Source organism: Streptomyces pseudovenezuelae, assembly GCF_001513955.1.
Taxonomy (GTDB): Bacteria; Actinomycetota; Actinomycetes; order Streptomycetales; family Streptomycetaceae; genus Streptomyces; species Streptomyces pseudovenezuelae.
Genome location: NZ_KQ948144.1, coordinates 1,005,726 through 1,023,743 on the forward strand (window position 1 = coordinate 1,005,726; position 18,018 = coordinate 1,023,743).

Genomic DNA, 18,018 nt, shown 5'->3' on the forward strand with positions numbered 1-18,018 from the left:
GCTGCCCGCCTCAGGGAAGTGACGGAAAACACCGACCGGCTGCACGCGGCGAGCCGCGGATACCCGTTGGGGCTCTAGCCTGCGCTCTACGCGAGGGGGTGGTGGACGTCGCCGGCGTCGAGGAGGAACCCATCCTTCGAAGCAGGTGTCCTGCCTCTGCGGCGTCTCGATGGCTCTTCTTCCGCCTCAGGATCTCTGACACGGCCGCAGCCTAGTCTGGAGTGTTCATGCCATTCATTTGGGTTCCCGGCGAATGGAACCTCGGCGTGGGCCGCCGCGCACCCGGGAGGGAGCGACGGGATCTGCCGCCTGTTCCGAGGTTGGGCGAAGAGGACGCACCGGCGGGGTTTCCCGGCCGTCCACGTCAGCCATCCCGGGCAGCATCTCGTCGGTGGATGCGGCGGGACGCGGGGAGGCAGTGTGGGCGGGGGGCTCCAGGACTCCCCGGCGAGTCAGCTCCGCCACGTTGATGAGTGGGGCGGCGAGTACCTGGTCCAGCAGGGTCGCCTGTTCGGCTTCGAGGCTTGTCAAATGACATAACGCGCTCAGTACGTCGACCAGTTCGGTGCTCCACTCAGAGCGCCAGCGTTCGCTGCGCATCCGGTCCAGAGGGCTGCCGATGCGACCTGTCGGGCGGCTGCTGCGTGCCGCGAACCATTGGTCGAGGACTTTGCGGTGCCCGACTTCGTAGTTCCTCATCCGGAGACTGACACCGGTGAAAACGCCGGTACCGATGACGATTGCTTGCCGCTGTTCGTCGTACTGGAGTGAGTCCGGCAGCGGCTTCGGTGCGATGCGTGTCGCGTAGGTGATCCCGGGCTGGGCCCCATTCCGTACACCGGCCCGGCCCGGTAAGCGCCCTTCGCTGGCATCGGCGTATCGCTCGCCGAAGGTGGATGCCCATAGGACGCGCCGGCCCAGCCGGACGCCTTCGTGCCAGAGACCGCGGTCTGCCGTGAGGGGGAGCCGCACGCCGAGGGAGTTCAGGTCGTTCGCAAAGGTCTCGGTGAAGGTCGTGTGGGCAGTGATCCCGGCTATGTAGGCGGCGAGATCCTCGACGGGTACCGCCCGTACGCCGAAGGAATTGGCCAGGTGCTCCAGGAGACCGGGCGCGGTGTTCGGTGAGCCATCCGCGTGCTTCAGCGGTAGAACCCGACCTCCGTTGTTGTTGAAGTAGTGCACGTCAGGCACCAACGCCGTGAACACCAGCGCCGGGCCCTTGGAAATGGGCTGTCTGTGCTGCTCGACGATGAACAGCTGGTCGGCGCGTTGGCACTGCCAGAGTTCTGGCCGGGGATAGTCGATGACTCGGCCGTCCGGGATCAGCCACTGGCGGTCGAAGCTCCGGCGCGCGATGGGCACAGGATCTGGGCAAGCGGATCGCTCTGAGCTGAGGGCCTTGCCGGGAACGTGGCGCCCCGGAAACGGCCGCGGTCGGCTGTGCATCTGCCGGTCGCGGGTCTCCTTCATGAGTGTCTGTTGGACTGCGGCATCGGATTCGTGCACAAGCCTGTCCCAACGCTGCCGCAGGACATCGGGATCTGGTCCGACGACCCACGTACGGTTCGGATTGAAACCAGGTTTGTGCCAGGGCAGCAATGACCCGATCTCGGGGAATGTGTCCCAGTCGCACTCGGAGGCCGGTGTGAAGGGGGCGTACCCATCGGGCCGGACTGCCTGCCAGCCGGGGCCATCAATGGCCAACGCACGCAGCTGCGCGGTCTTCTCGGCACGACTGCCGTGGAGGGCGGTGTAGTGCACCGGCGTGATGTCCTTCGGCTTCGTGTCACGGCGTCGCACGAAGATGGCGACGGCGAGTTCGCGCTGCACGCCGGGGAAGAAGCGGGTGGAGATCGGAGGTTGCTTCCCTTCCGGTGTCAGGTCGATGATCCACCCTTCTGAACAGGTACTGCGTAGGTATTCGCGCATTCGCTGGAAAGCGGGCCCGCGCAGGAATCCCGCGGTTGATACAAAGCACACGATCCCCTGATGGTGGTCTGGGCGATGCTGCTCGAAGACCTTGTGAGTCGCCCAACGCCAGAAATAGACGTAGAGGTTCTTGAGTTTGTTCTCGTGTCGGCCGTTCTTGCCGCCAAGTCGGAAGCGGTCGAGGAGCGGTGGACCATGTCCTTCCGAGCCTGATTCGATCCAGCCGCCCTCGCCCTGAGCACGCTCACGATCAGGAGGATTGCCGATCACGACCGTCAGGCGTTCCTCGCGCTTGATCAGGTTCGCCTTCTCGGCGTCCGTCCTCAGCGGCGCCATCGCGGCTCCACCCATGTCGAAGAGATCTGATGGCCGCCAGGGATCGGCCAGTGTGTCGGTGAGGTGGAGCCGAAGGTCCCGCAACCGGATGTCCGCGTCCTGGGCCCGCAGGGTCTGCGCGATGCGCATCTGGGCCACGGCATAGGCGGCCATCTGCTTCTCGAAGCCGATGAGTCTGCGGGAGAGTTCTTCCACAGCTTCGGCACGGAAGCCCTCGTTACCGCCCGCGGACCGCCGTTCGGCCACGAGGCCGATGATGGAGCTGAGGAACGTACCGGTGCCCATGGCGGGATCGATGATGGAGACGCGCTCGTCGGCGAATCCCTCGTGGCAGTTGAGTTTCAGGCGCAGGATTTCGTCGACGAGGCGGACCATTTCGTCGACGAGGGGTGCCGGCGTGTAGTAAGTACCCGACGCCTTGCGGAGGTTGGGGTCGTACTCCTGTAAGAAGTGCTCGTAGAGGTGAATGTGGACGTCGGGTTCGCGTTCGAGGATCGCCGGCCAGTCGACTGCGTCAATGACACGGACCAGCATGTCGAGACTGTTCCTGAACTGCCCTTCCACGTGATCCGTGAGGATCTGCAGCGCCCTTCCCATCACGGTGTGGTCGGATCCGAGCTGCCGCCCTACGTCATGCAGGCTCTGCTCGGTAAGCGGGATGCGCTCGGCCTTGGCCAGCAGCAGGGCGAAGGTGACCGTTTGCGCGTAGCGGTCGGCGAAAGCGACATGAGGGTCCCGTTCGTCGGTCCGCGGGAACAGGACGTTCTCCCAGGTCTTGGCCAATTCGGTGAACGGTCGCTCGCGCCTGCCCGCAGGGCCCCGTGCCTCATCCTCCAGCCGATGTACGACCTCGACCCTCAGCAATCCGCAGAGCGGAGCTACGGATGCCACCAACTGCCTTATCGTGCGGAGCGGCTCGGGCTGCCAGCTAAGAAACTCTCGTAGGAGCCGCTCGAATGCTGCAGCAGATGGACCAGCGGCCTGGAGACGTGTCCCGGCACGATACAGATCACCCGTCAGATGTACGGTCTCCCCGTGCTGCTGCCCCAGCCGGTACAACATCCAGCTCTGCCCGTTCGTGTAGATCAAGTTGGGTAACTTGGACATGCCGTCCCACTGCTTACGGTCGTTCCCGCGCAGTGCTCCTGGGCTGATATCGGCCTTGCCCGGGCTCTTGAGCTCGACGTACCCCATGATCCGCTGTCGATCCTGCCCGATGCGGGCCGCGAGATCTGGGCGGATCCCCAGGTCAGGGCGCCTCGCCTCGGGGTGGAGGTGCAATTCGAGGCCCAATTGGGCCGCTGCGGCCATGAGAAGGTTCTCCACCGGCCGTCGGATCGCCGCCTCATCCTCCGATACATGCCCGAGGATCTGCCTGCACTCCGCCCCGAACTCCGCGACGATCTGATCGATCCAGCCATTGGCCGCCATCGGCGCCGCCCCCCCGTAGGCTTGCTCTCCGGAAACCTCGGACTACTCACGGTAAATAAGGATCAGTGGGCCGTCGAGAGTGCCTCTGGCAGGTCGGGCCGTTCTCACCGGCGACCAGATCGGTGGCCTTCACTCGACCCTGCGTGACCGTGAGGCGCGTGCCGTTGAGGACGTGGCCGCTGTCCGTCTCAACGATCGGCCGGGCTCCGGCGGCCGCGGTGACTGCGAGCCGCGCGTGGAGTCGAGGGCGGCGGTGCCGCCGAAGTCGTAGCTCGCCCCGACGCAATCGGTATCCCGGCCGCCTCCAGGTTTGCCCCGGGAGGGTGCAGTGGTCCCTCGGGGGCGATGTCCTGCATGGTCCCGAAGGAAGTTGATGGTGTGCCGACCCCGTTGCTCCGGTTCAAGCTCGGTGTCCTGAGTGCACCACGAACAGGTGAATCCTCCGGTTTGAGGAAACCGTGCGAGATCTGAGCGAGTCACACACCTCGCATCGCACGACCTCTGCCCCAGGGGGGACCATGAATCAGCAGCACCCGCCACAGCAGCCCGGTTGGGGCGGCAGCCCTCAACAGCCCTTTGGCCAGACGCCGTTCATGCCTCCGCCACCGAAGAAGGCGGGTGCGGGGAAGGTCATCGGGTTGGGCTGTCTCGGTCTCGTCGGTCTCTTCGTTCTGATCGCCCTCATCGGCGCGGTGGCGAGCGGCGGCTCTGGCTCGAACAACAACAAGAACACCGACGACGCCAAAAGCACTGACGGCACCAAGAGCGTGGGCGACACCAAGACTGGCGGCTCCGCGTCAGAGGGCGACAAGAAGCTCGGCAGCGAGCGGAAGCCCGGCAAGAAGGTCGTCGTATTCAAGGTGTGGGGCACCGCGCCCGCCGGCGCCCTGGGGCCGCTCAACATCACCTACGGGTCCGACTCCGACAATCGCGACGGCGACTTCAAGGACGGCGAGTTCAAGGCCACCTTGCCTCTCGATGACGACGCCCTGTACTTCAACGTCACCGCACAACTCCAGGGGTCCGGGGACATCCACTGCTCCGTCACGGTCGGCGGGAAGACCAAGAAAGCTCATGCGGCCGGCGACTACAACATCTGCAGTGCCCAGCTCAGTGCGGGCTTGCTGGGAGGGTGGGGCTGACGATGACCGAGAGCACTCCGCGACCTCCCGCCACACCTCCGCAGCACCCTCTCCCGCCGCTCGCGCCGTTGCCGCCGTCCCCGTTGGCCGAGGTACCGGTCCCGCCGGTCCCGCCGAAGAAGCACCGCACCCACGCGATCATCATCGGCTCGGCTGCCGCCGTGATCGCCGCGATCGTCACCACGGGCATCGTCGTCGTGGGGGTCACAAAGGGGTCCGCCCACGACGACGACAAGCCGGCCACCGCCGTCGCGTCGAGCATCCCGGACGAAGATGTCGCCACCTCTGTCTCGGAACCGACGTACGTCGAGGCCGACGCCGACAGCTTCTCGATCGACCTGCGCGTCACCGCGCGGCAGTGCTTCGGCTCGGCGGGCTGCAATGTGACCGTGGAACCGGAGCTCACTTACCTGGGCAGCAGCGGAGACTTGGATCCGGACGCGGTCTACGAGATCACCTACGAGATTCACGGCGACGAGTCCGGGCCGGTCATCCAGACCGCCGAGCTGACGAACCAGACCAGCCTCAGCTACAGACCGTCCCTGATCAGCACTGCTTCGGCGAGCACAGAGCCCTCCGTGGAGATCACTGACGTCCAGGAGGGGTGAACCCCGCCGTATGTCCCACCAGGTCCCAACCGCGTGACGCCCCCACCTCCGACCCGGGAGGTGGGCGCCGCGCGACTCATCCGAGGTGGGCCTACGGCTCTTCCGGACTCTCCTTGGCCGCTTTGGCCAGCCAGGACTGGCAAGCCCACCGAGCGAGCCCGCCCACGGCGAGGGCCACGAGGATGGCGCCCCAGTCGATGACGTGCGGCAGTCCGGGGCAGAAGGCGAAGAACGCGAGCGTGGCGACGAGACCTGCGACGAACGAGACGATTCCGGCGCGCCGTCGCTTCACTTCCCATTCCCGGCCCACGGTTTTCCTCTGCTGCTGCTCGACCATGTAGGACTCACTTGGTGATGTGGTGGCACTGGCTTACTCGGCGCACCCCGTTGACGTAGAGATGCGCGCACGCCTTGCCATAACGAGGGAGTGTCCGGGGAGAGTTGTTCCGCATCGGGTCGATCTTGCACTCATTGTGTGTCCTGCCGCGTGATGTGCGATACGTGCGGTTGTCGGTGTCGGCGTAGGTGAAGTCGATGCGCCAGTTGCAGAAGCCGGGGCTGATCGCGGCGACGAAGGCGCAGTCGACGCCGGCGTTCTGATAGGTGATCTTCCTGCCGCTGCCACGGATGGCATGGGTGAACATGCATCCCGTGGGAACCTTCATCGTCACACCGCCCACGCTGTACTCGAAGGTGCGTACAGGAGTGGACCCGATCGCGGTGGCGTGTGCTGCTGTCGCAGGGGTGAGGGCGAGAACCGCTGCGGTGGCCAGAGCTGTGGTGAGCCGCGTGACGTGGGGCATGACCAAGGTGGTCCCTTCTGGTGATCTCCTGACGAGGCACCTCGGACAACAGGGTTCTGCGGCTGGTGGTTGTGTGATTCCGCCCGGTTCACCGCGATTGAGTGATCATGCGTAGCTCCGCTGACCTGCGGAAACGTTTATGGCGCACCGGGATCGGGACACCTTGCTCTGGCAGCGAAACCCCCTGAGTGTTGCAGCGGTTGCTCGTCGCCCGTGGCAGACGATCACTCCACGCCTGCCGGTGCCAGATCCGTCGCGTTGATGCGCCGGCGCCGTCCTCCGTACACGTCACCACGTCCGTGATCCGTCCACCGAATGGGCCGGGCAAGTACACGCCCGACCCGATTGAGAAGCACCTGCCGGGGATGAGGTACGTCGTATCGGTCTCGGTGCGGTACGGCGGCTCGTGTGCGGTGAGGGGGCGGTAGATGGTGAGCGGCAGGGACTCCTGGAGGCCGAGGAGGTGTACGGCCCAGGTGGTGTCGGAGACGGCGTAGCGGCCGTTGGGGCGGAGGAGGTCGGTGGCTGCCGCGTACGGGTCCTGGCCGTCGCGTCAGTCGGAGATGCGGACGGCGTCCGTGCCGGGCGGGAAGACGAGGGGGTGGGGCGTTCTGTCGTCGCGGTCGGGTGGTGTCCGCACAGATGGGCCAGGTCGGGGCCGGGGGATGAGCAGGAGGGGACGGGGTGTCCTCCACGGGGCCTCTCCGACCGCTGTCGTCGTCTGGTTCATCGTCGGAGGAGTGGGGTGTGGGGGCTCGGGGGCTTAGACCGGCCGGGTGACGGGTTGTCGCGCCGGCCATGGTGGGTAGGTCACCGGGCCCCGGGGTCCAGCGAACGCTCCGTCACCCGCCTCAGATGGCGGTGGAAGACCTCCCGCGTGTCCGGCGTCAGCGTGCGCAGCGCCACCAGTGCCGTGATCACCACGTCGCACAGCTCGCCCTGTACGTCCTCCCAGGTGTGGCTGACGCCCTTGCGGGGGTTCTGGCCGATCGCCCCGATGACCGCCTCGGAGACCTCGCCGACCTCCTCGGAGAGTTTCAGCATGCGCAGGAGGAGGCCCTCGCGGCCGCTCACCGGCTGATCCGTCTCCAGCCAGGTCCACAGGGCGTCGACGGACTTCCAGAGGTCGGGAGTGGAGGCGGGGGTCGGGGCGTGATCACTCATGCGGGGCAGCTTTTCACGGCGCCCGGCGGCGGGACCAAGGGCGCCTGGTCCGGCGTGGGTTCGGTACGGGGCTCGGCTCCTCCCACTGAGCCCCGGCCCGCACGGGCTCGGCCTTCGTCCGCGTCCCGGTAGCCCTGGTCAGTCTCGCCCGGACAGGGCTACCGGCTGGGTTTGCCCGCCCTGGCACGACTACCGGCTCTGCTCGGACCAGGCCCCTGGCTCCGTCCCGGCCCGCCCAGACGCGGCTGTCGGCTCCGCCCCGCCTGCCCTGACGCGGCTCCGGTCTGCCGCGGCCCTGCACAGGCCCTGCGTCAAGCCGGACCGGACCGTCTCCGTCCCGGCCCGCCCAGACGCGGCTGTCGGCTCCGCCCCGCCTGCCCTGACGCGGCTCCGGTCTGCCGCGGCCCTGCACAGGCCCTGCGTCAAGCCGGACCGGACCGTCTCCGTCCCGGCCCGCCCAGACGCCGGCTGTCAGCTCCGCACGCCTGCCCAGACGCGGCTCCCGTCCGCCGCGTGCCCTACCCAGGCCCTGCGTCAAGCCGGACCGGACCGTTTCCACCCCGGCCCGCCCAGACGTGGCTCCCGTCTCCGCCACGGCCCCGCAAAGACCCTGCGTCAAGCCAGACCGGACCACGCACGGCTCCGCCCGGACACGGCTCCCGTCTCCGCCCCACCCCTACGCCGACCGCACGTCAAGCGCAGGCACGACCCCGTCCCACCGGCCAGCCGCGTCTCGCACCGGCGCGATCACGGCCGCCCCCCGGATCCCCCCGGTAAGCCCACCCCCTACTCCCCGAACAACGCCTCCTCCTCCTCGAACAACGACACCTGCCCGTCATCGCCCCCGCCCTCCTTCTCCTTCAGCCGCCGATTCCGCGCCCCCACGACCAGCGTCGTCACCAGTGCCGTCGCGCCGAGTGCCACCGGCACCATCCACCCCCGGTTCACCGTGTGCCCGAGGGCGTGGTCCAGGGAGAGGCGGCCGGGGCCCGTCACCGCGAGGCCGGCCGCGGTGAGGCCGAGCGTGGCCGCGTACTCGTAGCCGCCGCCCGCGTTGAAGAAGCCGTTGGGCGTGTGCACCGCGGAGGCGCCGGCCATCGCGCCGGCCGCCGCCGCACCCGCCGCCGGGGTAGCCAGACCCAGCGCCAGCAGGGTTCCGCCGCCCGCCTCGGCCAGGCCCGCCGCGGTGGCGCTCGCCTTGCCCGGCGCGTAGCCGACGGACTCCATGAACTGGCCGGTGCCCTCCAGCCCGCCGCCGCCGAACCAGCCGAGCAGTTTCTGCGCGCCGTGGGCGGCCAGTACACCCCCGGTTCCCAGCCGGAGCAGCAGCAGGCCCAGATCGCGTCGGTCGTAAGCGGTCACGATGACTCCCAGTACAAGAAGCGGAACGGGACCCCCCTCGCGTTTCCACCGTCGCATCGCTCACACCTGCCCGGAACCCCGCGGGGCCGTTCGGGTGGCGGGCTCGCACCCGCGGTGTGAGGCTGGCCGGCATGACGATTCAGACCGCCCGACTGAGCGACCCGGCCGTCCGTGCCTTCGTCTCCGCCGTCAACGCTCATGACCGCGACGCCTTCCTGGCCCTGCTCGCGCCCGGCGCGACCATGGCGGACGACGGCAGCGACCGTGACCTGGAGGAGTGGGTCGACCGGGAGATCTTCACCTCCCACGGTCACCTCGACGTCGACAACGAGTCCAACGGCGGCCGTTCCCTCCTCGCCCACTACCGCAACGACGCCTGGGGCGAGATGCGCACCCGCTGGGACTTCACGGTCGACGCGGACGGCAGGATCTCCCGCTTCGAGACCGGCCAGGCCTGAGAAGCGGAGAACCCGCCGCGGAAAGCCCTTGCGCTGGAGCGCACTCCAACTCCTAACGTTCCGGAGCATGGAGATCACACGCACTCTCGGACGCTCCGGCATCGAGGTCAGCGCGCTCGGCTTCGGCTGCTGGGCGATCGGCGGCGAATGGCAGGGCGCCGACGGGCAGCCGCTCGGCTGGGGCAAGGTCGACGACGAGGAGTCCGTACGGGCGGTCCGGCGCGCCCTCGACCTGGGCATCACCTTCTTCGACACCGCGGACACCTACGGCGCCGGACACAGCGAGCGGGTGCTGGGCCGGGCACTGGGCAAGCGACGCGACGACGTCGTCCTCGCCACGAAGTGGGGCAACGTCTTCGACGAGGACACCCGCACCCTCACCGGCTCCGACCACACCCCGGGGTACGCCCGCCGCGCTCTCACCGCGTCCCTGGAACGCCTGGGCACCGATCACATCGACCTGTACCAGCTCCACCTGTCCGACCTCGAACCCGGGCACGCGGCCGAACTCCGGGACCTGTGCGAGGAGTTCGTGCGTGAGGGGCTCATCCGCGCCTACGCCTGGAGCACCGACGACCCGGCCCGTGCCGCGGTGTTCGCCGAGGGGGAGCACTGCGCGGCCGTACAGCACGCGCTCAACGTGATGCAGGACGCGCCCGACATGCTGGCCCTGTGCGCGGAGTCGGGGCTCGCGAGCGTCAACCGCAGTCCGCTGGCCATGGGGTTGCTCGCGGGCAAGCGGCAACGTCCGCAGGACGCCGGGGACATCCGCAGCAAGCCCCCGGCCTGGCTGCAGGGGTTCGGTGACGGGGCGTCGGCCGATCCGCAGTGGCTGGCGCGCATCGACGCGCTCAAGGAGATCCTCACCAGCGAGGGCCGCACCCTGGCCCAGGGCGCGCTCGCCTGGATCTGGGCCCGCAGTCCGCGAACGGTCCCGATCCCGGGGTTCCGTTCCGTGGGCCAGGCGGAGCAGAACGCGAGCGCGCTGGAGAAGGGGCCGCTCACCGCCGAGCAGGTGTCCGAGGTCGACCGCGTCCTCGGACGGTGAGCGCGCCCCGACCCGGCAGCCTCAGTACTGCGCCAACGGCTCCTGCTGGGGCTGCTGTTCGGTCAACGTGATCTGCCCCGCCCTGATGGTCGCGAGGCGGGGTGCCCGCCGGGCGATCGACGAGTCGTGGGTGACCATGACGAACGTCAACCCGTACTCGTGCCACAGCCCTTCCAGCAGGGCCATGATCTCGTCCCGCATCGACTCGTCGAGGTTGCCGGTCGGTTCGTCGGCGAGCAGCACCTTCGGCTTCTTGACCAGCGCCCGCGCGATGGCCACCCGCTGCTGCTGGCCACCGGACAGCTCGGCCGGTGCGTGGGTGAGCCGTTCGCCGAGGCCGACCGAGCGCAGCGCCTCCGCCGCCCGCTCGCGGCGTTCGGCGGGCTTGACGCCGAGCGGGACCAGCGCCGTCTCCACGTTCTCCTGCGCGGTCAGCGTCGGGATGAGGTTGAACGACTGGAAGATGATGCCGATCTTCTCCGCCCGCAGCCGGGTCAGTTTGGCCTCGCTGATCTTCGCGAGGTCGACGCCGTCCAGCTCGACGCTGCCCTCGGTGGGGCGGTCCAGTCCGCCGATCATCTGGAGCAGCGTGGACTTGCCGCCGCCGGTGGGGCCCTGGATGACCAGTTGGTCGCCGTCCTCGATGGTGAGGTCGACCCCGCGCAGGGCTTCGACGGTCTCCTTGCCGCGCGTGTAGCGCTTGGTGACGCCGGTGAGTCTGTACATGAGAGCTCCGTTGAGAATTCCGTGGCCGTTAAGTCGGGCGGTGAAGCGAGGGGGCGTTACGACACGCTGCGCAGCGCGTCCGCCGGCCGCATCCGGGACGCCCGCCAGCCGCCCATCGCCCCGGCGATCAGGCCGCCGGTCACCGCGAGGCCCACGGCGAGCGCGATGGTGGTCATCGAGACCGGCGCGGACAGCGCGATCTCCATGGTGTTCTGGGCGGACTGCTGACCGGGACCGCCGCCGCCGGGGCCGCCGCCCATGCCGCCGCCACCGGTGCTGCCGAGCTGCGCGGTCAGCTTGGGGCTGATCGCGGTCACCGTGTACGCGGCCGCGAGGCCGAGTCCGATGCCGAGGGCGCCGCCGAGCAGGCCGTTCACGATCGACTCGCCGACGACCTGCCGGGTGACCCGGCGGCTCGGCCAGCCGAGTGCCTTGAGGGTGCCGAACTCCCGTACCCGGCGCGAGACCGCCGAGGAGGTCAGCAGCGCGGCCACCAGGAAGGCGGCGACGAGGACGGCGACGGAGAGCCACTTGCCGACGCTGGTCGCGAGGTCGGAGGCGGTGGACAGCGAGCCGGAGACGGTCTCCGCGAGGTCGGCGGAGGTCGTGACGGTCGTACCGGCGATGTTCTTCTGGATCGCCGTCTTGACGGAGTCGATCTGCTGCGAGTCGGTCGCCTTGACGTAGATCGTGGTGACCTGGTTCTTGGCGTCGGCCAGTGTCTGGGCCTGCTTCAGCGGCAGGTAGACGTCGGTGGTGGACTCGCTGCTGTCGGGCGTCGCGATGCCGATGATCGTGTACTTGGTGCCGGAGATCTTCAGGGTCTTGCCGACCTTGAGGGAGTTCTCCTTGGCGTACGCCTTGCTGACGACCGCGACCTTCGCGTCGGTCTGCGTGGCGGTGAAGGTCTTGCCGGTGGTGATCTTCGAGCCGGCCAGCGGGCCGAGCGTCTGGTCGGTGACGTCCACGCCGGCGACCGAGTAGGAGTTCACGTCGAAGTCGGCGCCGCCGCCCTGGACCTGGGGAGCGGCGGTGGAGCCACCGCTCTGGCCGCCGGGTCCGCCCTGGCCCTGGGAGGAGGAACCGCCGCTCTGCGACTGGGCCTTGCCCTGGGTGAAGGAGCCGTCGACCTTGGTGACGTTCAGGGTCAGCGCGCCGACCGCGCCGGAGACGCCCTTCTGCGCGGCGACCTTGGTGACCACGCCTGCCGCCAGGGCCTGACCGCCCTGGGTCATCACACGGTCGGAGCTCTGCGTGGCGTCGCTGTCGTTGGAGCCGGCGTCGAACTGGAAGTTCGGTCTGCCCGAACTGCCGGATGTCGGAGCCGATCTGGCCTTGGTGACGGTCATGTCGGTGCCGAGGCCGTACAGCGACTTCAGGACCTTGTCCTGAGCCTGAGTCATGCCGGCCGACACCGAGTTGACGGTGATGACCAGCGCGATACCGAGCGCCAGACCCAGAGCGATGACCAGGGCCGCCTTCTTGCGCCGGCCCAGCTCGCGCTTGAGATAGATGCCAAACATCCCGTTCCTCGAAGGTTCTTGGCGCCCGCTGTGGGCGCGCCCTCAAGGTAGGGACCCCGCATTGCGGGGCCGTGAGTAAGGGATATGTGCAGGCTGAGAAGGGATGTGCGCGAGCTGAGAATGTGCGCGGCGGCCGTCCAAGGGCCGGTGCGTACCTCGCGGTCCCACGCGAGATCCACCCCCACCCGGCCCATGGACGGCCGCCGCGCTCCCCCCTCGGATGAGGTCTACGGAACGCCTGCCCTCCAAGTGTGAAGCTCTTGTGGAGGGCTCGTGATGAGCATAAGCCGCCGACCGGCCGCGAAGAGGGTGGAATGACGAATTCCGTTTGTAGAGATCGACTGCTCAGCCACGCCCCACGTACGGCATCGCCGTCGCCAGGACGGTCGCGAACTGCACATTCGCCCCCAGCGGCAGCTCCGCCATGTGCCGCACCGTGCGCGCCACGTCGGCCACGTCCATCACCGGTTCCGGCACGACGTCCCCGTTGGCCTGCAGGGCCCCGGCCCCCATGCGCGCGGTCATGTCGGTCGCCGCGTTCCCGATGTCGATCTGCCCGACCGCGATGTCGTACGGCCGCCCGTCCAGCGACAGCGACTTGGTGAGGCCGGTGAGGGCGTGCTTGGTCGCGGTGTAGGCGACGGAGTGCGGCCGGGGAGTGTGCGCCGAGATCGAGCCGTTGTTGATGATCCGCCCGCCCCGCGGCTCCTGCTCCTTCATCTGCCGGTACGCCGCCTGCGCGCACAGGAACGCCCCGTTGAGGTTGGTGTCCACCACGTGCCGCCACGCGTCGTACGGCAGCTCCTCCACCGGCACCCCGCCGGGCCCGAAGGTCCCCGCGTTGTTGAACAGCAGATCCACCCGCCCGAAGCGCTCCACGCCGGCGGCGAACAGCGCGGCCACGTCGTCGGGGCGCGAGACATCGGTCCGTACGGCGAGAGCGGCGCCCTCCGGCACGAGGGCCGCCGTCTCCTCCAGGGTCTCGATCCGCCGCCCGGCCAGCGTCACCGACCAGCCCGTCCGCAGCAGTTCCACGGCGACCGCGCGGCCGATCCCGGAGCCCGCGCCGGTCACCACGGCACTCTTCACGTTCTTGGTGTCCATGAACCCGCAGCGTAGGTGAGGCGGGGGATCACGCCGGCGTGCGGAGCTCTCCCGGGTAGCGCACGCCGATCCGGTCCCGTACCGCGTCCAGGGTCCGCATCACCGCGAGGGTGCCCTCCAGCGGCACCAGCGGGGACTGGGTCTCACCGGCCCGCAGCGCGCGCATCACCTCGCGGGCCTCGTGCTTGAGGCTGTTGCGGGGCCCGTCGGCCGGGTCGGCGACGAACTCCTCGGGGTCGCGCCCGTCACGGTGCAGGACGAAACGGTCCGGGTGGAAGAAGCCGTTCGGGATGTCGATCCGGCCCAGCGAGCCGGTGACCGAGGCGATCGTGGCGGTGCCGCCGGTCAGCGAGCAGTGCAGGGAGGCGAGCGCCCCGCTGTCCCAGGAGAGCAGCGCGCCCGTCTGGAGGTCGACGCCCTCCTCCGAGAGCACCGCCTTCGCCGTGACGTCCGAGGGCTCCCCGAGCAGCAGATGCGCGAACGACACCGGGTACACGCCGAGGTCGAGCAGCGCGCCCCCGCCCTGGGCCGGGTCCCGCAGCCGGTGCGAGGGCGGGAAGGGCCCGGCGAGCCCGAAGTCGGCCTGCACGGTACGGACCTCGCCGATCGCGCCGTCGTCGACGAGGGCCTTGAGCCGCCGCACCAGCGGGTTGCAGTACATCCACATGGCCTCCATGAGGAAGCGCCCGTGCTCCTTCGCGAGCCCGACCAGTTCCTCGGCCTCGCGCGCGTTCAGCGTGAACGCCTTCTCGCACAGCACATGGCGTCCGGCGCTCAGGCACAGCCCGGCGGCCGCGCGGTGCGCCGCGTGCGGGGTGGCGACGTACACGACATCGATGTCCGCGTCCTCGGCGAGGGCGCCCCAGTCGCCGTACGCCCGCTCGATCCCGAACCGTTCCGCGAACGCCTTGGCCGAGGCCTCGGACCGGGAGGCCACCGCGACCACGTCGGCGTCCGGAAGATCCACCAGGTCCGCGGTGAACGCCGCGGCGATCCCGCCCGTCGCCAGAATCCCCCAGCGCACCCTCTGCTCCGTCATTCCCGGCTCCACCCTCGCTCACCTGACCGTCGCCACCTTGTACGAGCTGAGAGCATAGGTGGCGGATCACATGGAGAGGGAGGGGCACATGCCCGAGCAGGGGGCACCGACACCGCACCTGGAACAGCAGACGGCCGCGGCCGGCACGGAACCGCCCGCGGCCGCCGTGCGCCGCACCGGCCTGCTCGTCACCCTGCTCCTGGGTGGCCTCACCGCCACGCCCCCGCTGGCGATGGACATGTACCTGCCGTCGCTGCCGGAGGTCACCGACTCCCTGCGCGCGCCCGCCGCCACCGTCCAGCTCACCCTCACCGCCTGTCTGCTCGGCATGGCGCTCGGTCAGCTCGTGGTCGGCCCGATGAGCGACCGCTGGGGCCGCAGGCGCCCGCTGCTCGCCGGCCTCCTCGTGTACGTCGTCGCCACCGCGCTGTGTGCCGTCGCGCCGACCGTGGAGTTCCTGGTCGGCTTCCGGCTGGTGCAGGGTCTCGCGGGCGCCGCGGGCATAGTGATCGCCCGGGCGGTGGTCCGGGACCTGTACGACGGGGTGGCGATGGCCCGGTTCTTCTCCACTCTGATGCTGATCGGCGGGGTCGCGCCGATCGTGGCACCGCTGATCGGCGGGCAGATCCTGCGGGTGACGGACTGGCGGGGCGTGTTCGTGGTCCTCACCGTCATCGGGGCGCTGCTCGCCGCCCTGGTGTGGGCGAGGCTGCCCGAGACCCTCCCGACGGCCGAGCGGCACACCGGCGGCGTCGTCGACGCCCTGCACTCCATGCGCCGCCTCCTCGCCGACCTGCCCTTCACCGGCTACATGCTCACCGGTGGCTTCGCCTTCGCCGCGCTGTTCGCCTACATCTCGGCCTCCCCGTTCGTGGTCCAGGAGATCTACGGCGCCTCCCCGCAGACCTTCAGCCTGCTGTTCGGCGTGAACTCGGTCGGCCTCGTCGTGGTCGGCCAGATCAACGGCAAGGTGCTGGTGGGCAGGGTCGGCCTGGACCGGGTGCTCGGCGTGGGCCTGCTGGCCGTGACGGCGGCGGCCGCGGCCCTGCTGCTGATGACGACCGGGGTCTTCGGTGAGGTGGGCCTGTTCCCCGTCGCCGCCGGCCTCTTCGTCCTGATGTCCGCGATGGGTGTCACCCTGCCCAACGCCCAGTCCCTGGCCCTGCTGCGCACCAGGCACTCCGCCGGTTCGGCGTCCGCCCTGCTTGGCACCTCCTCCTTCCTGATCGGCGCGGTGGCCTCCCCGCTGGTGGGGATGGCGGGGGAGGACACCGCGGTCCCGATGGCGGTCGTCCAGTTGGCGGCAGCACTGGTCGCGCTGCTGTGTTTCATGGCAATGTGCCGTCCTTGGAACAGGCGTGCGACCACGGAAGGGGCGGAGAGCTGAGCGCACCGAGACTGCGCACCGACACACCGGAACGGGCCGGGCTCGACCCCGGGGAACTCCGGCATCTCGTCAAGGAGTTCCGCACCCTCACCACCGGTGCACGCCCCTGGGCCCCCGGCGCCGTCCTGGTCGCGGGGCGCGGCCCGGTGATCGCCGTGGAGGAGGCGTCGGGCTGGGCCGTCCGCTACGCCTCCTACGACCCCGAGGCCGACGCGGGCGTGGAACTGCCCCCCGAGGCGCGCGTCCCCGTCCGGGTGGACACCCCCTTCGACCTGGCGTCGCTGACCAAACTGTTCACGGCCGTGGCGGCGGTGCAGCAGATCGAGCGCGGCACGCTGGGCATCGACGCCCGGGTGGGCGCCTACCTGCCCGACTTCACGGCGGCCGCGACCCACGGGATCACCGTCCGCGAGCTGCTCACCCACACCTCGGGACTGCGCCCCGAACTCCCCCTTCACGACTGCGACAGCGACGAGGAGCGCCTCGCCCTCCTGCGCGCCGAGCCGCCCATCGGCGTCCCCGGCACCTACACCTACTCCGACCTCAACCCGCTTCTCCTCCAGCACGTCCTCGAACGCCTCACCGGCCGTCCCCTCGACGTCCTCGTCCACGAGGGCATCACCCGCCCCCTCGGGATGACGTCCACGCGCTTCGGCCCCTGTCCGGGGGCGGCGGCCACCGAGGACCAGCGCCGGCCCTGGGCCAAGGCGGAGCGGGGGATGCTGCGGGGTGTGGTGCACGACGAGAACGCGTGGGCGCTGGGCGGGGTGGCCGGTCACGCGGGCCTCTTCTCGACCGCCCGCGACCTCGCGATCTTCTGCCGGGCCCTGCTGGCGGGCGGCGCGTACGGCCCCGCCCGCATCCTCGGCCCGGACTTCGTGGAGCTCCTGCTGACCCCACCGGGGCTGGGCTTCGCCCTCGACCAGAAGTGGTTCATGGGAGAACTGGCGGGGCGGGGAGCGGCGGGCCACACGGGCTTCACGGGCACCTCGCTGGTCCTGGACCCGGCGACCGACACGTTCGTGGTGCTCCTGGCCAACACCGTGCACCCGAGAAGGCGCCCCCCGGACAACCGGCCACGGGCGGAGGCGGCGACACGGGTGGCACGGGCGGTACGGGGGGCGTAGCCGGCTTCGCCCTCCACGCAGGCCCGGACGCTCCCGTCCTGCCCGGCGCTGGGCGAGCCGCTTGGGGCCGCTTGGGGCTGAGGGGGGGGATGGGGGCTGTTGGCTGGGGCGCGGCCCCTGGGCGAGCGAGGGGGCGGCGCCCCCTGGGGGCGGGAGGCGAGGACGGGACGCGGGTGGGGGCGACCGGGCCGAGAACCCGAGAGGTCCGTTTCCGGGTGGTGGGGTGTGTCTCCGCGCGCGGGGGTCCGTTTCCGGGTGGGTGGGGTCCGTCTTCGCGCGCGGGGGCCTGTCTGCGGGTGGGTGGGGTCCGTCTCCGGACACGGGGGTCCGTCTGCGGGTGGTTGGGTCCGCCTTCGCACGCGGAGGCCTGTCTCCGGGTGGCGGCTGTCTCCGCGCACTGAGGTCCGTCTCCGAGCGGCGGGGCCCGTCTTCGCACGGGGAGGTCCGTCTGCGGGTGGTGGGGTCCGTCTCCGCACACGGAAGCCCGTCCCCGCACACCGAGGCCCCTCCCCGCACAGCAAGTTCCGCCCGCGCCGCGACTCGCACTGCGGCGCCCGCCCTCGCACTGCGGCGCCCGCCCTCGCACTGCGGCGCCCGCCCTCGCACTGCGGCGCCCGCCCTCGCACTGCGGCGCCCGCCCTCGCACTGCGGCGCCCGCCCTCGTGCTGCGGCGCCCGCCCTCGTGCTGCGATGTCCGCCCTCGTGCTGCGATGTCCGCCCTCGTGCTGCGATGTCCGCCCTCGTGCTGCGATGCCCGCCCTCGGGCTGCGATGCCCGCCCTCGGGCTGCGATGCCCGCTCTCGGGCTGCGGCGCCCGCCCTCGGGCTGCGA

The 18,018-nt window shown here is 70.0% G+C and carries 15 protein-coding genes; 6 read left to right on the forward strand and 9 right to left on the reverse strand.

What is annotated here, in order from left to right:
- Positions 1 to 234: 234 nt before the first annotated feature.
- Entirely contained in the window at positions 235 to 3,696 is a 3,462-nt protein-coding gene (locus AQI94_RS04410; protein WP_031047279.1) for a type ISP restriction/modification enzyme, read from the reverse strand.
- 518 nt (positions 3,697 to 4,214) lie between these two features.
- Here AQI94_RS04410 and AQI94_RS45480 point away from each other — a divergent pair.
- Together AQI94_RS45480 and AQI94_RS04420 are read left to right on the forward strand one after the other, a co-directional pair.
- Positions 4,215 to 4,838 (forward strand): hypothetical protein, encoded by a 624-nt coding sequence (locus tag AQI94_RS45480; RefSeq protein ID WP_225890150.1) that lies wholly within the window; start codon positions 4,215 to 4,217, stop codon positions 4,836 to 4,838.
- Positions 4,839 to 4,840: 2 nt separating this feature from the next.
- Positions 4,841 to 5,446, forward strand: coding sequence for a hypothetical protein (locus tag AQI94_RS04420; protein WP_031047286.1), 606 nt, complete (start codon positions 4,841 to 4,843; stop codon positions 5,444 to 5,446).
- 91 nt (positions 5,447 to 5,537) lie between these two features.
- Here the strand turns inward: AQI94_RS04420 and AQI94_RS04425 are convergent, their stop codons facing one another.
- The 4 genes from AQI94_RS04425 to AQI94_RS04440 all read right to left on the reverse strand — a co-directional run bounded on the left by AQI94_RS04425 (position 5,538) and on the right by AQI94_RS04440 (position 8,775).
- A complete protein-coding gene (locus tag AQI94_RS04425; RefSeq protein WP_031047289.1) occupies positions 5,538 to 5,783 on the reverse strand; it encodes a hypothetical protein in 246 nt (81 codons plus the stop codon).
- Between the two features lie 7 nt (positions 5,784 to 5,790).
- Entirely contained in the window at positions 5,791 to 6,249 is a 459-nt protein-coding gene (locus AQI94_RS04430) for a hypothetical protein (RefSeq protein ID WP_031047292.1), read from the reverse strand.
- An 810-nt stretch (positions 6,250 to 7,059) separates the two neighbouring features.
- Entirely contained in the window at positions 7,060 to 7,413 is a 354-nt protein-coding gene (locus AQI94_RS04435) for a MazG-like family protein (protein WP_031047293.1), read from the reverse strand.
- Between the two features lie 786 nt (positions 7,414 to 8,199).
- Positions 8,200 to 8,775: a DoxX family protein gene (locus tag AQI94_RS04440; protein WP_031049651.1), complete on the reverse strand. Its 576-nt coding sequence runs from the start codon at positions 8,773 to 8,775 to the stop codon at positions 8,200 to 8,202.
- A gap of 131 nt (positions 8,776 to 8,906) precedes the next feature.
- On the opposite strand from AQI94_RS04440, the gene AQI94_RS04445 reads away from it, so the two are divergent.
- Positions 8,907 to 9,233, forward strand: a complete 327-nt coding sequence (locus AQI94_RS04445) for a hypothetical protein (protein WP_031049655.1) — start codon at positions 8,907 to 8,909, stop codon at positions 9,231 to 9,233.
- A gap of 67 nt (positions 9,234 to 9,300) precedes the next feature.
- Positions 9,301 to 10,281 (forward strand): aldo/keto reductase, encoded by a 981-nt coding sequence (locus AQI94_RS04450; RefSeq protein WP_031049658.1) that lies wholly within the window; start codon positions 9,301 to 9,303, stop codon positions 10,279 to 10,281.
- 21 nt (positions 10,282 to 10,302) lie between these two features.
- Here AQI94_RS04450 and AQI94_RS04455 read toward each other — a convergent pair whose 3' ends face one another.
- From AQI94_RS04455 to AQI94_RS04470, 4 genes are all read right to left on the reverse strand, one after another.
- The gene (locus AQI94_RS04455) at positions 10,303 to 11,007 is read right to left on the reverse strand and encodes an ABC transporter ATP-binding protein (protein WP_031049661.1); all 705 of its coding nucleotides are present in this window, start codon (positions 11,005 to 11,007) and stop codon (positions 10,303 to 10,305) included.
- Between the two features lie 56 nt (positions 11,008 to 11,063).
- Positions 11,064 to 12,530: an ABC transporter permease gene (locus AQI94_RS04460; protein WP_031049664.1), complete on the reverse strand. Its 1,467-nt coding sequence runs from the start codon at positions 12,528 to 12,530 to the stop codon at positions 11,064 to 11,066.
- Between the two features lie 345 nt (positions 12,531 to 12,875).
- Complete coding sequence (locus tag AQI94_RS04465) at positions 12,876 to 13,634, reverse strand: SDR family oxidoreductase (protein ID WP_031049667.1); 759 nt, start codon at positions 13,632 to 13,634, stop codon at positions 12,876 to 12,878.
- Positions 13,635 to 13,662: 28 nt separating this feature from the next.
- On the reverse strand, positions 13,663 to 14,673 hold the full coding sequence (locus AQI94_RS04470) for a Gfo/Idh/MocA family protein (protein ID WP_031049670.1): 1,011 nt from the start codon (positions 14,671 to 14,673) through the stop codon (positions 13,663 to 13,665).
- Between the two features lie 88 nt (positions 14,674 to 14,761).
- Between AQI94_RS04470 and AQI94_RS04475 the strand changes: the two genes are divergently transcribed.
- The gene (locus tag AQI94_RS04475; RefSeq protein ID WP_031049673.1) at positions 14,762 to 16,060 is read left to right on the forward strand and encodes a multidrug effflux MFS transporter; all 1,299 of its coding nucleotides are present in this window, start codon (positions 14,762 to 14,764) and stop codon (positions 16,058 to 16,060) included.
- Positions 16,012 to 17,187, forward strand: coding sequence for a serine hydrolase domain-containing protein (locus tag AQI94_RS04480; protein ID WP_031049675.1), 1,176 nt, complete (start codon positions 16,012 to 16,014; stop codon positions 17,185 to 17,187). Before AQI94_RS04475 ends, AQI94_RS04480 begins: the two co-directional genes overlap by 49 nt.
- Positions 17,188 to 18,018 lie beyond the last annotated feature (831 nt).

Bases quoted from the DNA above. Each gene is read 5' to 3' on its own strand.
- AQI94_RS04410 (WP_031047279.1), bottom strand. From the start codon at position 3,696: ATGGCGGCCAATGGCTGGATCGATCAGATCGTCGCGGAGTTCGGGGCG.
- AQI94_RS45480 (WP_225890150.1), top strand. From the start codon at position 4,215: ATGAATCAGCAGCACCCGCCACAGCAGCCCGGTTGGGGCGGCAGCCCT.
- AQI94_RS04420 (WP_031047286.1), top strand. From the start codon at position 4,841: ATGACCGAGAGCACTCCGCGACCTCCCGCCACACCTCCGCAGCACCCT.
- AQI94_RS04425 (WP_031047289.1), bottom strand. From the start codon at position 5,783: ATGGTCGAGCAGCAGCAGAGGAAAACCGTGGGCCGGGAATGGGAAGTG.
- AQI94_RS04430 (WP_031047292.1), bottom strand. From the start codon at position 6,249: ATGCCCCACGTCACGCGGCTCACCACAGCTCTGGCCACCGCAGCGGTT.
- AQI94_RS04435 (WP_031047293.1), bottom strand. From the start codon at position 7,413: ATGAGTGATCACGCCCCGACCCCCGCCTCCACTCCCGACCTCTGGAAG.
- AQI94_RS04445 (WP_031049655.1), top strand. From the start codon at position 8,907: ATGACGATTCAGACCGCCCGACTGAGCGACCCGGCCGTCCGTGCCTTC.
- AQI94_RS04450 (WP_031049658.1), top strand. From the start codon at position 9,301: ATGGAGATCACACGCACTCTCGGACGCTCCGGCATCGAGGTCAGCGCG.
- AQI94_RS04455 (WP_031049661.1), bottom strand. From the start codon at position 11,007: ATGTACAGACTCACCGGCGTCACCAAGCGCTACACGCGCGGCAAGGAG.
- AQI94_RS04460 (WP_031049664.1), bottom strand. From the start codon at position 12,530: ATGTTTGGCATCTATCTCAAGCGCGAGCTGGGCCGGCGCAAGAAGGCG.
- AQI94_RS04465 (WP_031049667.1), bottom strand. From the start codon at position 13,634: ATGGACACCAAGAACGTGAAGAGTGCCGTGGTGACCGGCGCGGGCTCC.
- AQI94_RS04470 (WP_031049670.1), bottom strand. From the start codon at position 14,673: ATGACGGAGCAGAGGGTGCGCTGGGGGATTCTGGCGACGGGCGGGATC.
- AQI94_RS04475 (WP_031049673.1), top strand. From the start codon at position 14,762: ATGCCCGAGCAGGGGGCACCGACACCGCACCTGGAACAGCAGACGGCC.